We start from the raw sequence: 15,360 nt of genomic DNA, 5'->3' as shown, positions 1-15,360 counted from the left end.
TACCTAATCCTTTATTGCATTTACATCGATACAAACTTTCATACATTAACTTACAACCATTTTTGGGCTATTAGCTATACAATATTTACCTTAGATCATAAATCAATTTATAACTTAAATAGTTAAGGTAATTATGAATACGTACATGACAAACAGTTTACGAGTGTTAGTAACTGCATTAATTTTCACAGCATCTGCTGCTAATGCTGAGTCGCGTTGGTCGGTTGCAGGCGGGGTGATTTCTGTAGAGTCGCCATATGCAGATACCGATAATAAAACACTCGGGTTACCTATGATCAACTATACAGGCGAGCGATTAACCCTTAAAGGGTACATGCTTGATTATAAATTGCTTGGTGATGAAGGTTTAAATTGGTCAGTTATTCTTGAGCCTGGACAATTTTTTGACTCTACAGATTCTGATAATGTTGCTATTAAAGCATTAAATGAGCGTAAAATGTCACTATACGCTGGTACAAAGGTAAGTTACGCTGCCAGTTTTGGCCGCGTTAGCGCAAGTGTATCTCATGATATATTGGGCAACGGTGATGGCGCTAAGTTTAAAACCGACTACAGCTACCCAGTTAAGTTAACAAAAGAGCTAATGTTAGCGCCTTTCGTTGGGGTTGAAATTAATAGTAGCCAGTTATCAAACTATTATTACGGTGTGGCTGAGGGCGAATCTAGCACTTTTGATGCATACGAGCTTAGCTCTACGGTTAACTATAATATTGGCTTGTTAGCAAGTTACAAAATCAATAAAAACTTAAATGTTAACGCCTTAGTTAAATATCATCAGCTAGATGCTGATATTGAAGACTCGCCTATTATAGACACCGACAATCTCACGACTGCAATGATGTCTATCACTTATCACTTTTAATTAATAACTTTACCGAGCACCTAGTTGTGCTCGGTTTTTAACGCTCACTCAACACCATTGTTAACTCTGTTTATAGGTATTTATATAGCCATAAATAGCAGCAATAGCTAAACACTCACTACTACTTTTATAGCTAAAGCAATAAATACCGCACCTAACACTTTATCTAGCCATGGGTTTTGTTTAGTAAAACCAAAGCGATTTTTAGAAACCTCAGTTAACAGTGCCACCAGTAAATACCAGCCGGTATCAATTACAAATACCGTTAAGCACATAATAATACCAATGCTGAGAGTAAGATTTTGCGGGTCAATAAATTGCGAAAATAAGGCTAAAAAGAAGATAGCGAGTTTGGGGTTTAAAAATGCAATTGCAAAGCCATCTTGCAGCGCCTTTAATGCACTTACTTCACTCTTTTGCACTTGTAGCTCATTATTACTAGGTTTAGCCAGTAGTATTTTAATTCCCAAGTAAGCTAAATATGCTGCTCCTAAATAGACTAATAATTGATAAACATTAGGAAACTGCACCATTAAGGCACCTAAACCGAGTAAAGATGCAGCTGCATACAATCCTACTCCTACGCCATGGCTCAATGCCGCAAGCATACCGTTTTTCATCCCACCGCTTAACGTATGCTTTAATACCACAGCCAAACTAGGACCAGGCGACATTGCGCCCATTATGCAAACTAACGCTAAACTTAGCCAAACAGATAAAACCATTAATCACCCTTTATAATTCATTATTTTCTATTAATAAGGCATAAGCCGTTATTTGCCCTTGAAAGCCCGTTGCTGTTGTTACGCTAATAACTCGCCATCCATCTTGATTTAATTGGTAAATACGCTCATTCAATGCATCTAAATCTATAGCGTGGCTAAAAAATCCACGCTTTTTAAATTCCACTATTTTTTGCATTGTTTATTATCCGTTTTATTTGTCATCACTTATCCTTGCTGATTATTTTTAGCACTATTGAATTTTAGTTTACAGACGCCATATATAAAGCTCAATCATTAAAAAGAACCCACTATGTCTCAAGCCCCTGCTGCAGAAAAAGCCGCGTTTAGTAGTTTATTACCTGTTTTTGCGTTTATTAAACCGTATAAACTGATGGTTATTGCCGCCCTTATTGCTCTTTTAGTGACGGCGGGGGTTAATTTATCATTAGGCCAAGGCGTTAAATTTGTTATTGACCATGGTTTTATAGCAGGATCTCAAGCACAGTTGCAACAAGCAGTACTGGTACTTATAGGCTTAATTAGTTTATTAGCGGTGGGCACCTTTAGTCGTTTTTATTTAATGTCGTGGATTGGTGAACGTGTCAGTAACGATATTCGTAAAGCGGTGTTTAACCGTATTGTTACTTTGCACCCAAGTTATTTTGAAGAAAACCGCAGCGGTGAGTTAATGTCGCGGTTAACCACCGACACCACTTTGCTGCAATCTATTATTGGCTCTTCTTTTTCAATGGCGCTACGCAGTGCATTAATGCTAGTGGGTGGTTTAGCCATGCTGCTGTTTACCAATTTAAAACTGACCTTAGTGGTCGTTGCTTGTGTACCTTTAGTACTGGTGCCCATGATGGTATTTGGCCGCAAAGTGAGAAAGTTAGCCAGTAGCAGCCAAAGTGCTATTGCCGATATAAGTACTTACGCCGGTGAGATCATTCAAAATATTAAAGTAGTGCAAAGCTATAGCCACGAACAGCGAGAGCAGCAAGCTTTTGCTCTGGAGGTCGAAAAAGCCTTTAACGTCGCTAAAAGCCGTATAAAACAACGCTCGTTTTTAATTGCCGCCGTTATATTTTTAACCTTTAGTGCCATCAGCGCTATGTTATGGGTTGGCGGCAGCGATGTACTAGCCGGCACTATGACTGGAGGTGAGCTAGGTGCCTTTGTGTTTTACGCTATTATGGTGGCCATGTCGGTTGCAACTGTGGCAGAGGTTTATGGTGAGCTGCAGCGCGCAGCAGGTGCTGCTGCAAGGCTACTAGAATTACTCGCTGTAAAAAGCGAAATTGAAAACCCTATTTCCCCACAAGACGAAAAGCTCCTAAGTAGCACTAACCACTCTGCCATTACACTTGAAAGCATTAGCTTTAATTACCCATCTCGTCCCGATGTAAGCGCACTTAATAATGTGAGTTTAAACATACAGCAAGGGCAAACAGTGGCAATTGTGGGTCCTTCTGGTGCAGGGAAAACCACCTTATTTGAATTACTACAACGCTTTTACGATCCAGCCAGCGGTGCTATTAAGTTTCGTGATGTAAATATTAAAGATTTATCACTCAATACGCTGCGTAATAAAATGGGTATGGTGGCACAAAATCCTATTTTATTTAGCTCAGATGTAATGCATAACATTCGCTACGGCAATCCAGATGCTACCGACGAGCAGGTTTATGCGGCGGCTAAACATGCCCATGCTGATGAGTTTATTCAACAGCTACCACAAGGCTATAACAGCTTTTTAGGGGAACAAGGAGTGAGACTATCGGGCGGTCAAAAGCAACGCATTGTACTCGCGCGAGCAATTTTAAAAGACCCTGAAATACTATTACTCGATGAAGCCACCAGCGCACTCGATGCACAAAGCGAGCACCATGTACAAGCCGCACTTGAGCACTTAATGCAAAACCGAACAACGTTGATCATTGCGCATCGTCTGGCAACGGTAAAACATGCAGATATGATTGTGGTAATGGAACACGGGGAAATAATAGCAACAGGGAGCCATCAGCAATTACTGCAAAGCTCCCCGTTGTACCAGCGCTTATGTGAACTACAGTTCAATAAAGACTAGATTTTTATGTGCTTATTGCGTGTTAGGCACTATTTGAATTTCTACACGACGATTTTGTGCACGGCCATTTGCGCTATCGTTTGATGAAATTGGACGTGTTTCACCATAACCTGTAGTGCTAATTCGTTCAGCCATAATTTGCTGATTAACTAAATAGTTTTTAACACTTTGAGCGCGTTGCTGTGAAAGGCTCATATTATAGCTATCTTTACCTGTGCTATCGGTATGACCTTCTACGCTTAAATAAGTTTTTTCGTATTTGTTCATCACTTTAGCAATCGCACTTAGCGTATTGTGAAAGCCCGACGAAATATACGACTGATCGGTTGCAAAGGTAATATTTGACGGCATAACTAAACGTAAGTTATCGCCTTCACGTACCACTTCAACACCAGAACCCGCTAACTCGTCACGAAAAGCTGTTTCTTGTTTATCCATGTAATCGCCTACTGCAGCACCAGCTAATGCACCAATTGCAGCACCAATAAAGATACGCTTATCTTTATGATTACCAGTAGCCTTACCTAATACACCACCAGCTGCAGCGCCAATTGCCGCTCCTTTACCTGTGTTATTCATTTCACAACCGCTAAGTAATACAGCAACTACCGTTACGCTTAAAAGTGATTTAGTTAAAGTCATGCTATGTCCTATCTATTTAGTATTTTGCGCTATTATGGAAATATATGAATGAACAAGCCATGAAGAATCAATTAAAATTAGCATTTTATGCTGTATAACAACAAAAATACTATCGATAGCTGAGTTCATAAATATGTCATACTACTGGATGATAATTTTATAATTTATAACGAGGATTGGGGCGTAATGTTAATTGCTATTTTTAGACAGTTTTTTTTACTTGGCTGCATGAGTTTTGGTGGCCCTGCTGCTCACTTAGGCTATTTTAAGCGCCATTTTGTCGATACCCTAAATTGGCTCACTAACACCCGTTATGCACAGCTTATAAGCTTAAGCCAAGCCTTGCCTGGGCCTGGTTCTAGCCAAGTTAGTTTTGCCATTGGGGTAGAGCGCGCGGGTGTGCTTGGTGGCATTGCTGCCTTTATTGGTTTTACCCTACCATCATTTTTAATTATGTTGCTATTGGCTATAAGTGCGCATCAGTTTGATGCTGTTTATTTTGCCATTATTGCTGGGTTAAAACTGTTTGCTGTGGTTATTGTCGCCGATGCCACATTAAGTATGGCAAAGAGCTTTTGCACTAGCGCAGCCCTAAAGCTATTAGCCGTACTAAGCACGTTAGCCTTAATACTTTTTCCTCTGCTGGGCACACAAATAGCTATTTTAATTACCGCGGCTGCTGTGGGTGCAATATGGCCATTATTAAAATTAAATTCTGAACCCGCACAGCAAAGTAAGTCAAAAAGTAATATAAATTGGCTCGCTTTAGGGTTATTTACACTGCTGCTAGCGCTCAGTTTCATTCCTTTGACTACTGAATTAGCTTTATTTGCCCCCTTTTATCAAGCAGGTGCCATGGTGTTTGGTGGTGGGCATGTAGTATTACCTGTATTGCAAGCAAGCGTACCTGCACTAAGCAGCGATCAGTTTTTGAGCGCCTATGCAAGCGCGCAAGCTGTGCCTGGGCCTATGTTTACCATTGCTACTTACTTAGGTGCACAACTAAGTACCGAACAACCTTTATTAGGCGCTATCGTAGCCACTGTACTTATATTTATGCCCGGATTTTTACTCATACTTGCGTTTCAAAAAAGTTGGTTAAACTTAGCCAACAAGCCTCGCTTTGCCAGTGTTATTGCCGCACTTAATGCCTCTGTAGTGGGGTTTTTAGCCGCGGCGCTGTATTCACCTATTTGGACATCGGCGGTGCACAATTTTTGGCACATTGCGCTAGTTATTGCAGCATTCGCTTGGCTAAGATTAAAAAAGCCACCTATTTGGTGGCTGTTAATACTCTTTATTACTACGGGGTTGGCTCAGTATTATTGGGCACTTTAATTTTAGGTTTTTCGCTTGTAGGCACGGCTGTGGGTGGGTTAAATTGGCCACTCACACTTTGATACGGACGCAGGCCAAAAATAGGTAACACAGCCAATAAATGATCCATTATTTCGGCTTGTAAATGCTCATACGATATCCAACGTTTATCGCTACTAAAGCAATAAAACTCAATCGGTAAGCCGTGGTTTGTCGGCTGTAACTCACGTACTAGCAAGGTCAGTGAAGTATTGATTTTTTTATGTTGCTTTAGGTAACCTTCGGCATAACGGCGAAACAAACCTAAATTAGACACAGGATCAGGCAGTGAAGACGTACGAATGTAGTCGGCCAAAGGTATAGCCGCTTCTATTTGCTGGCGAAAATCATCTTCAACTAAAAAAATACTATTCATATCAATATTAAGCGAGCGCTTCATGCGCCTACCGGCAGACTCTTGCATACTACGCCAGTTTTTAAATGAACCTGCTACTAACATGTAAGTAGGAATAGTCGTTACAGTATTATCCCAGTTACGCACTCTTACTGTGTTTAACCCTAAATCAATTACTTCTCCGTCGGCCCCATAATTATCTACCTGGATCCAGTCGCCATACGTAACGAGTCTATTGGCTGCAATTTGAATGCTTGCGACAAACCCCAATATGGTGTCTTTAAATACTAATAAAGTGACGGCGGCAATAGCACCAAAACCCGAGAGAATATAAGTAGGTGATTTTTCTAGCACTATACTAACAATTAAAATAACACTGACAATAAAGGTAATTAATTTAACAACCTGAATTAATCCCTGAATGGGTACTTCGCGGGCAAAATCTAATTGATTATAAATAGCGCCCGCAATACTCACTATGCTACTAAAAATAAAGCCCGCATAAATAATGAGCAGCGCTTGGCCTAAGGTTTTTAAAATTTCCTCTGCAATCTCATTCACCGGGTACACACTATCAAATGTGGCTAAAAACAATGCACAGCAAAGTAAGCAAGCTATGCGCTTATTGAGCTTGTTTAGCATAGGTGCAAGTAAGCCAATGCGTTCAGGTGAGATTTTAGTAACAATTTTTTGGATCGCAGGAAACATTAAGCGACGAGTAAATAAGTACACAAATAATAATGAAAATATACCAATGGCGACGGCAGTAATAGTGCTTAGAAAAAAAGCGTCGGGCACTTTTTCAAACCAAGGCGCTATTAACTTCTGTAAGTGGGTATCGGTCATGGTATTTTTATTTCCTTGCGGGAGTTAGGTTTAAAATTACAGTGCTAGCTAGAGTAAAAAGCGCCATTGCAGCATAACCAAGTCATTTATAGTAACTACAGCGGGTAATACCCGCTGTAAAATTAACAGAGCCAAGCAAAGTGACATTAAAAAACACTACCTAAGTTAATCTGTATTGACCGTGAATAGCTAAGTGTTTTTAGCGTAACTGTAGGCTCATATTTTTATGCATTTATTTTTGTTCAAGGTTTATTAATGTTTGGTTTTTTTCTTTCCATAACCGATTAAGCTCACTTTGAAAGCGCACTCTAAAGTCGGGATCGTTAGTGTAGTCACCAATTAGCTCGTCACTGACCGGTCTTACTTCAACATGTACGTTTATATTTTTTACTTTACCGCTGGCAAAATCCATAAAGGTCGGAATGCCCTCAGGATAATGAATAGTCACATTAACTACTTTAGTAATTTGCTCTCCCATAGCTTGCATTACAAAGGCAACGCCTCCTGCTTTGGGTTTTAACAAATGTGGAAAAGGGCTGTTTTGGCGAGCGTGCTTTTGCTTCGTATAGCGCGTACCTTCTACAAAATTAACCACACTTACTGGCATTTCTTTAAATTTTTCGCAGGCCTTACGCGTGGTTTCTAAATCTTTACCGCGTAATTTAGGGTTCTTTTTAAGCTGACTTTTACTCGTACGAGTCATGAACGGAAAATCAAGCGCCCACCAGCACAAACCTAATATAGGCACGTAAATAAGCTCTTTTTTCAAAAAGAAATTTAAAAAGGGTATTTTGCGATTTAATACGCGTTGCAATACTAAAATATCAACCCAGCTTTGATGATTAGCTATAACTAAATACCAATCTTTTAGCTTTATATCTTCAAGCCCAGTAACGTTAATTTTAGTTGGCGTAAATAATTTTTGATTTAAGCTGTTAAAGGTAACCCAAATAGTGGCAAATTGTTTGGCGGCCCAACTCATTAACTTTTGTAGCGGCTTAATTGGTATAAGCTTAATAACACCACAAATAAAAATTGGCACAAACCAAATAAGAGTATTTATAAAGTACAACAAAATACTAAATACACTGCGGATAACTGACATTGTTTCTATTCCTTTAAATAGCGCGCAGCAGCTAATTACTGCGCTTTTTATACTTAATTAATAATGGCTGAGGTTAGTCCTCAAAATAGGTATAGCCTTCTAGTCCCGCATTAAGCTCTGCTAAATAGCCTGCTTTACATGGCTCAGACACATCGAGCTTATTAATTTGCTCTGCAAAGTTGTCTGCTAAAATGGCGCTATCATAGTCAACACACTTTAATACATCCTTAACGCTGTCACCTTTAATGGCGTTAGTAAGTACATAACCATCATCGTTTAACTCCACATGCACTGAGTCGGTGTCGCCAAATAGGTTGTGTAAGTCACCTAAAATTTCTTGATAAGCGCCAACCATAAACATTGCAATATGATACTGCTGCCCTTGTGTATATTCAGGTATAGGTAAGCTTGTTTCTATACCTGCACCTTCTACATATTCGCGAATTTGCCCATCAGAATCACACGTTATATCTTGAATAATAGCGCGCTGGGTAAGCGGTTGAGTGAGGTTTTCAATAGGCATTACTGGGAATAATTGGCCAATTCCCCATATATCTGGCAACGATTGAAATAGTGAAAAGTTAACAAATAATTTATCGGCTAGTTTTTCGTTTAAATCATCGAGAACTTCGCGGTGTGCACGCACATTATTGCTCAAAGATGAGCGCACCCGATGTAAAATAGTAAAGTAAAGTTGCTCTATTTTCGCCCACTCTAGCATGCTCACTAAACCGTGTACGTACTGATCGTGTGCTTCGCTAAATAAGTGCATTGCGTCGTGATAAATTTCCAGCGCCATACGCGGGCTTAAACGCTGTAAACATTGCCACATTTCATCTAATACCAGTGTACTGTTTTGCGCAGGCGCCTCTGGGTTTAAGTGATTAGGCGCTTTTTCAACGTCAATTACATCGGTAATTAATACCGCGTGGTGCGCGGTTAACGCACGCCCTGATTCAGTAATAATGGCCGGATGAGTTAATTGATGTTGGTCACACACCTCAGAAAACGCATTTACTACGTTACGGGCATATTCTGCAACGGTATAGTTCATTGAACACGCACTACGTGAACCCGAACCTTCGTAATCAACCCCTAACCCACCGCCTACATCAACGGTATTAAGTGGTACACCTAACTGAGTAAGTTCAGCAAAATGGCGTGCACATTCACGCAAAGCGCGGTGAATATCGCGAATATTGGCTATTTGAGAGCCAATATGAAAATGCACCATTTGCATTAAGTGCAATTTATTATGTTTTTTTAACACTTCAACAGCGCTAAGCACTTGCCCTGCCGTTAAACCAAATTTACCTTTTTCGCCACCGGTGTTTTGCCATTTACCTTTGCCCACTGAGTTTAGGCGAATACGAATACCAATAGCCGGTTCAATGCCTAAATTATCAATTTCTTCCAGTAAGGTGGTTAACTCCGAGAGCTTCTCTACCACTATTTTAACTTTGTGACCCATAGCCTGACCAATACAGGCTAAGCGTAAAAACTCACTGTCTTTATAGCCATTACACACAATAGTAATGGGCTCTTTTGCCACCCCTAAAATAGCCACTAGCTCTGGTTTAGAGCCAGCTTCAAGGCCAACCAGCCCGCTAGGGTGAGCTAAAAGTTTACTCACTACAGAGCGTTGCTGATTTACTTTGATTGGATAAACGCAGGTATATTCGCCTTGATACTCACGATTTGCTCGTGCTTGAGTAAAGGCATTGGTAAGCGTATCTACCCTATTTTGTAATATATCGGTAAAGCGCACCAATACTGGTAAGGTTAAACCCTGTTGTTTAAATTGTTCGGTTAATTGCGTTAAAGAAATTGCGGCCTTTGCTTGGTCGCCATCTGGGTAGGCCACCAACTCGCCTTGTGCGTTAATATCAAAATAGCCTTCACTCCAATGTGCAACATTATAAGTGGCACGTGCTGTTTCTAAACCCCAAGTCATGGCAACTCTTCTTTAATCAATTAAATACAATGACGCATTTTAATACGTCGCTATCCTCTAGGCTAACAAAAATTGAACTTTCCCTCATTCCTAACTAACTTTATTGGTTAAATCAGTTAAAATGTCATTGAGCAAAACGTCAAGCACTGGCAAAATTGCCCCCTTTTTCATCCTCAACTTAAAAAAGTGTAATAGTAACTATGGCAAATTTAGATCAAAGTAAGTGGTTTACTGAAATTAGCGACCGCGATGGCAGCGCATTTTCATTACGTATTAACAAAAAGTTAGATGAAAAACAGTCTCCTTTTCAAAAAGTAGAAATGTTCGAAACCACCGACTTTGGTAATTTAATGATCATCGACGGTTGCACTATGGTAAGTAGCCGCGAAAACTTTTTTTATCATGAGATGATCAGCCACCCTGCACTTTTAGCGCACCCAGCACCTAAAAATGTAGTTATTATTGGCGGCGGCGACTGCGGTACCTTACGCGAAGTGTTAAAGCACCCTGGTGTAGAGAGCGTTACGCAAATAGATATAGACGAAGTAGTAACGCAAATGTCGTTAAAATACTTCCCAGAGCTGTGTGAATCTAACAACGATCCTCGTGCAACAGTTATGTTTGACGACGGCATTAAATACATGCGCGAAGCCGCAAGCGAATCAATCGATGTTGTTATTGTTGATGGCACCGACCCAGTAGGCCCAGGTGAAGGTTTATTTAATCATGCATTTTACACTAGCTGCTTAAACGCACTTCGCCCAGGTGGCATTTTAGTACAACAAAGCGAATCACCGCTTATGCATATGCCGTTATTAGTTGAAATGCGCGAGGCTATGCTAACGGTAGGTTTTAACGACTTACAAACACTGCCATTCCCGCAACCTATATACCCAAGTGGTTTATGGTCAGTAACTTTAGCGCGTAAATCTGCAGCCTTTAATGGCTTTAGAGAAGATGCAGCAGCCGATATTGCAAAGAACAGCGAATACTACAACAACGGCATTCATCACGGTGCATTAGCTACGCCAAACTTTATGCAACGCGCTTTTGATAAAAAATAATCTCGCAATCTAAGCAATACTAAATTAAGGGCTCAACAGAGCCCTTTTTTATTGCTTAGCGTACAAGCAACCTCACTGCTCACTTTTTATCACCCTGAATACGTATGCAACCTGTCGTATTCACCACCCTCTCGCTTTATGCTTGATAGCCAAACACGTCGCTAACCCAAGGAACTATTATGCGCACATTGGCACTGCTACTCATGGCTTTTTCAAGTATCACGGTTGCTCAAACAGCTACCGTACAATCGCCTGACGGTAATATAAAAATAATCATCTCAGACGAGCAGAGTACACCTAGTTATTCTATTAGTTTTAAAAATAAAACAGTCATTAATAACTCTGCTCTCGGGTTTGAATTTAAACAACATGCACCGTTTAGTAACAGCTTTAAAATAACCAAAGTTCAACAACAAAGTACCAACACTCAGTGGCAACAACCTTGGGGCGAGCGACAAACGGTTGTAGATCAGCATAACGAGGTAACTGTAACCTTTGCTAAGCCACAACCTCAAGGTGGTACTTATAGCGTGCGCTTTAAAGCGTTTGATAGTGGCGTGGGTTTTAGATACGAAGTACCAAAACAAGCAGGCCTTAACAATATTGAAATAACCAAAGAGCTTACCGAGTTTGCTGTTAATAACAGCCACACAGCGACAGCTTGGTGGATCCCTGCCCGCGGCTGGAATCGCTACGAATATGTATATAATACCAGCCCATTAAACGATGCCGCATTGGTACATACGCCATTTACCTTTAAAAACCAAGATGGTGTGCATATTAGTATTCATGAAGCCGCCCTTGTTGATTACGCCGCCATGGTACTTAATCAACGCCGCCCTGGGGTTTTTCAAGCCGATTTAACGCCATGGTCTAGTGGTGTTGCCGTTAAAAAACAGGGCGCATTTAATACCCCATGGCGCACTATTCAAATTGGCGAAAAAGCCGTTGATTTAGTTAACTCAGATATTATTTTAAATCTAAATGAGCCGAATAAACTCGGTGACGTGTCGTGGGTAAAACCTGGTAAATACATAGGTATTTGGTGGGGTATGCATATAAACACACACACTTGGGGCAGCGGCGACAAGCACGGCGCTACTACAAAAAATACCAAATACTACATGGACTTTGCCGCCAAATATGGTTTTGATGGCGTATTAGTTGAAGGCTGGAACACAGGCTGGGATGGCGACTGGTTTTTTAATGGTGATGTGTTTAGCTTTACTCAGCCCTACGATGATTTTGATATAGCAGCGCTAACAAAATATTCTAAGCAAACAGGCGTGCAACTCATTGGCCATCACGAAACATCCGGCAACGTCAGTAACTATCGCAAGCAAATGGCAGATGCCTTTGCATTGTATGAAAAATCTAACGTTAGCCAAGTTAAAACCGGTTACGTAGCCGATGGCGGAAACATTAAGCGCATTGACAAAAACGGTATAGCTCGCCATGAGTGGCACGACGGCCAATTTATGGTTAACGAGTACTTACATAACGTTAAGCTAGCTGCTAAACATAAAATAAGTATTAACACCCACGAGCCGATTAAAGATACCGGACTGCGCCGTACTTATCCAAACTGGATCACTCGAGAAGGCGCACGCGGACAAGAGTTTAACGCATGGGGTACTCCTCCTAATCCACCCGAGCACATTGCTATGCTGGCATTTACCCGCATGCTTGCTGGGCCTATGGATTTTACTCCTGGTATTTTCGATTTAAGTTTTAACGGTTTAGGCGCTAATACTAATCGCCCGCAAACTACGCTGGCTAAACAACTAGCATTGTATGTTGTATTGTATAGTCCGATTCAAATGGCGGCCGACCTACCTAAAAATTATTTAGCTAAACCCGATGCATTTCAATTTATTCAAGACGTACCGACCGACTGGCAACAAAGCATTGCCCTTGATGGTGCAGTAGGTGACTTTATTGTATTTGCGCGAAAAGAGCGAAAGCGCGACAAATATACCGGCAACGACTGGTATTTAGGCGCAGTGACTGACGAGCAAGCGCGTACTATTGAGATTAGTTTAGACTTTTTAGATAACGGCAAACAGTTTGAGGCACATATTTATAAAGATGGTAAGAATGCCGAATGGAAAAATAATCCGTACGATTTAACTATCGAAAAACGCCTTGTTACTGCAAGCGATAAATTAACGCTTAAGCTGGCCACCAGTGGCGGTACGGCTATTCGTTTTAAAGCACTTTAATCGCTTACTGCGTATTTATAATTTTGGCCAGCACAACTTAATACCAACCCGCTGCAGTAAAGTGGGTTGGTATTATACTTTAATTGGTAAGTAAATTTGTGCACTTAACCCGCCCTCAGGCCGGTTAGATAATTTAACTTTACCGTCATGCATATCTATAATGCGTTTAATAATAGCCAGCCCTAAACCGCTGCCCTCGCTACCACGTGCTGTATCGCCTTGCTTAAACGGCTCAAATACCGACTCCAGTTCGCCCTCTGGTATACCCGGGCCACTATCGTTTACCGCAATAACAACATACTTTTTATTGCTATTAAAATAGCAGAGCACTTCAATATCACCTTCTGAGTAACGCAGCGCATTTTCAATCATATTGGTTATTACACGCTTAATTGCCACTGCACTAATAGGTATATTGCCAATACTAGGATTACCTTTAAAGGTAATTACTCGCTGGTGTTTAAGCTCAGTGTGCACTACCTCTGCCACTAACGCGTTAATGTCCTCACAGCTTAGCTCTTCACGTTTGTGATGGCGTAAATATTCAATGAACTGGTCGATAATGCCGTTCATGTCTTCAATATCGTAAATAATGCCTTCACGCAAATAGTCATCTTCATCTGCCATCATTTCGGTGGCTAAACGAATGCGGGTTAGTGGAGTGCGTAAATCATGAGACACCCCTGCCATTAACAGCCGACGATCGTTTTCAAGCGCAGCAATACCCCGCGACATTTGATTAAATGCCCGTGTTACAGCAATAACTTCACTCGATCCTTGTTCGGCTAACTTAGTACTAAAATCGCCTTTACCTACCTTAACCGCCGCTTGTTGCAATGCTTTTAGCGGCCTATTTAAGTGCCTAGCAAATAACCAACCACCTAATACACTTAAAAAACCAATACTTGATAAGTAAAAGGTTAAAAACTCGAGGTTATTTTCTTTAAACCCACTAAGCGGCACTTTTACCCAATAACCTAATGCTTGCGGGGCTTCTACCCAGTATATGAGTGGATCGGTTTGGCTAATACGCACCCGCGCAGAACCATTTAGCTGCTCAGACATACTACGCGATAATACCGAATATTCGCGACTTTGCCCCAAACCACTGCGCATTGCTTCATGCTGAGTCATGACTTCAATACCGGTAATTTCAAAAAACTTATCCGATACTTCATTGGTTACTTCAACACCATCTTCCCAGTCAATAAATACGGTTTTAATTTGCTTAGCCAGCATTAAATTAACTTGCTCAATGGTAGGTTTTACTACGTATAAGCTCACCGTTACGTAAGATACTATTTGATTTATTAACAGCAAAGCCGCCACTAAAAAAACGGTTTGCCCAAATGCACTACGCGGAAATAGTCCCATATAAATTACTTTTCACCATCGGGAACAAATACATATCCTAAGCCCCAAACAGTTTGAATATAACGTGGGCTGGCGACATCTAACTCAATCATGCGGCGAAGTCGCGACACTTGCACATCAATACTGCGCTCCAGTGCGCTGTAATCTCGCCCGCGCGCTAGGTTCATCAATTTATCACGGCTCAGCGGCTCACGTGGATGCAAGACCAGCGCTTTAAGCACTGCAAATTCGCCACTGGTTAAGGAAATTGTTTTATCGCCTTCGCTCATTTCGCGAGTGGCTAAATTAAGCGAAAATCGCCCAAATTCAATCAAGTTTTCTTCTGCAGCAGGTGCGCCCGGCACTTCTTTGGCACGGCGTCGTAAAATAGCTTTTATTCGCGCTAACAGCTCTCGTGGATTAAATGGTTTTGGAATGTAGTCGTCTGCTCCCAATTCAAGGCCAATAATACGGTCAACCTCATCACCTTTAGCGGTAAGCATAACAATTGGAATGTCGTTTTCTTTTTGGCGTAAACGACGACAAATAGACAAACCATCTTCACCCGGCAGCATTAAATCGAGCACCATTAAATGAAAGTTTTCACGTTCGATAAGCCGATCCATTTGCTCTGAATTACCCGCTGTTCTTACAATAAAGCCTTGCTCTACTAAATAGCGCTCCAGTAAGCTGCGTAAACGCATGTCATCATCTACAACCAATACTTTTGTCGTTTCGTGTCCCATTGTGTTTCTTATTTTTATAATCT

Annotated in this window: 13 protein-coding genes; 5 read left to right on the top strand and 8 right to left on the bottom strand. The window is 41.0% G+C overall.

Annotation, left to right across the window (positions count from 1 at the left end):
- Nucleotides 1-145: 145 nt before the first annotated feature.
- Complete coding sequence (locus tag AAEZ22_RS08475; RefSeq protein WP_352296833.1) at nt 146-883, top strand: MipA/OmpV family protein; 738 nt, start codon at nt 146-148, stop codon at nt 881-883.
- 107 nt (nt 884-990) lie between these two features.
- On the opposite strand, the gene AAEZ22_RS08470 is transcribed toward AAEZ22_RS08475, so the two are convergent.
- Nucleotides 991-1,608, bottom strand: coding sequence for a LysE family translocator (locus tag AAEZ22_RS08470; RefSeq protein ID WP_011329468.1), 618 nt, complete (start codon nt 1,606-1,608; stop codon nt 991-993).
- A gap of 10 nt (nt 1,609-1,618) precedes the next feature.
- Entirely contained in the window at nt 1,619-1,804 is a 186-nt protein-coding gene (locus AAEZ22_RS08465) for a DUF4177 domain-containing protein (RefSeq protein ID WP_041454610.1), read from the bottom strand.
- A gap of 114 nt (nt 1,805-1,918) precedes the next feature.
- On the opposite strand from AAEZ22_RS08465, the gene AAEZ22_RS08460 reads away from it, so the two are divergent.
- Complete coding sequence (locus AAEZ22_RS08460) at nt 1,919-3,694, top strand: ABC transporter transmembrane domain-containing protein (protein ID WP_011329469.1); 1,776 nt, start codon at nt 1,919-1,921, stop codon at nt 3,692-3,694.
- Between the two features lie 12 nt (nt 3,695-3,706).
- On the opposite strand, the gene AAEZ22_RS08455 is transcribed toward AAEZ22_RS08460, so the two are convergent.
- A complete protein-coding gene (locus AAEZ22_RS08455; RefSeq protein ID WP_011329470.1) occupies nt 3,707-4,336 on the bottom strand; it encodes a YiaD family glycine zipper/OmpA-like lipoprotein in 630 nt (209 codons plus the stop codon).
- Between the two features lie 186 nt (nt 4,337-4,522).
- Here AAEZ22_RS08455 and chrA point away from each other — a divergent pair, with 186 nt between their 5' ends.
- The gene (chrA, locus tag AAEZ22_RS08450) at nt 4,523-5,674 is read left to right on the top strand and encodes a chromate efflux transporter (protein WP_352296830.1); all 1,152 of its coding nucleotides are present in this window, start codon (nt 4,523-4,525) and stop codon (nt 5,672-5,674) included.
- Here the strand turns inward: chrA and AAEZ22_RS08445 are convergent.
- From AAEZ22_RS08445 to speA, 3 genes are all read right to left on the bottom strand, one after another.
- Entirely contained in the window at nt 5,640-6,893 is a 1,254-nt protein-coding gene (locus tag AAEZ22_RS08445; protein WP_352296827.1) for a mechanosensitive ion channel family protein, read from the bottom strand. The genes chrA and AAEZ22_RS08445 overlap by 35 nt on opposite strands.
- A 232-nt stretch (nt 6,894-7,125) precedes the next feature.
- Nucleotides 7,126-7,998, bottom strand: coding sequence for a 1-acylglycerol-3-phosphate O-acyltransferase, YihG family (gene yihG / locus AAEZ22_RS08440; protein ID WP_011329473.1), 873 nt, complete (start codon nt 7,996-7,998; stop codon nt 7,126-7,128).
- A 73-nt stretch (nt 7,999-8,071) separates the two neighbouring features.
- Nucleotides 8,072-9,952 (bottom strand): biosynthetic arginine decarboxylase, encoded by a 1,881-nt coding sequence (gene speA / locus AAEZ22_RS08435; RefSeq protein ID WP_352296824.1) that lies wholly within the window; start codon nt 9,950-9,952, stop codon nt 8,072-8,074.
- A 200-nt stretch (nt 9,953-10,152) separates the two neighbouring features.
- Between speA and speE the strand changes: the two genes are divergently transcribed.
- Nucleotides 10,153-11,016 carry a polyamine aminopropyltransferase gene (speE, locus tag AAEZ22_RS08430; protein ID WP_011329475.1) on the top strand — a complete coding sequence of 288 codons (864 nt, stop codon included), beginning with the start codon at nt 10,153-10,155 and terminating at the stop codon, nt 11,014-11,016.
- 179 nt (nt 11,017-11,195) lie between these two features.
- Complete coding sequence (locus AAEZ22_RS08425; protein WP_011329476.1) at nt 11,196-13,238, top strand: glycoside hydrolase family 97 protein; 2,043 nt, start codon at nt 11,196-11,198, stop codon at nt 13,236-13,238.
- 72 nt (nt 13,239-13,310) lie between these two features.
- On the opposite strand, the gene envZ is transcribed toward AAEZ22_RS08425, so the two are convergent.
- Both envZ and ompR read right to left on the bottom strand, forming a co-directional pair.
- Nucleotides 13,311-14,612 (bottom strand): two-component system sensor histidine kinase EnvZ, encoded by a 1,302-nt coding sequence (gene envZ, locus AAEZ22_RS08420; RefSeq protein ID WP_086998926.1) that lies wholly within the window; start codon nt 14,610-14,612, stop codon nt 13,311-13,313.
- 5 nt (nt 14,613-14,617) lie between these two features.
- Nucleotides 14,618-15,337 carry an osmolarity response regulator transcription factor OmpR gene (gene ompR / locus AAEZ22_RS08415; protein WP_352296820.1) on the bottom strand — a complete coding sequence of 240 codons (720 nt, stop codon included), beginning with the start codon at nt 15,335-15,337 and terminating at the stop codon, nt 14,618-14,620.
- Nucleotides 15,338-15,360 lie beyond the last annotated feature (23 nt).

Source organism: Pseudoalteromonas sp. 20-MNA-CIBAN-0454, from assembly GCF_040308685.1.
Lineage (GTDB): Bacteria > Pseudomonadota > Gammaproteobacteria > Enterobacterales > Alteromonadaceae > Pseudoalteromonas > Pseudoalteromonas nigrifaciens.
Note: the sequence above shows the minus strand (reverse complement) of the source record. Positions and strands in the feature narration are given on the sequence as shown.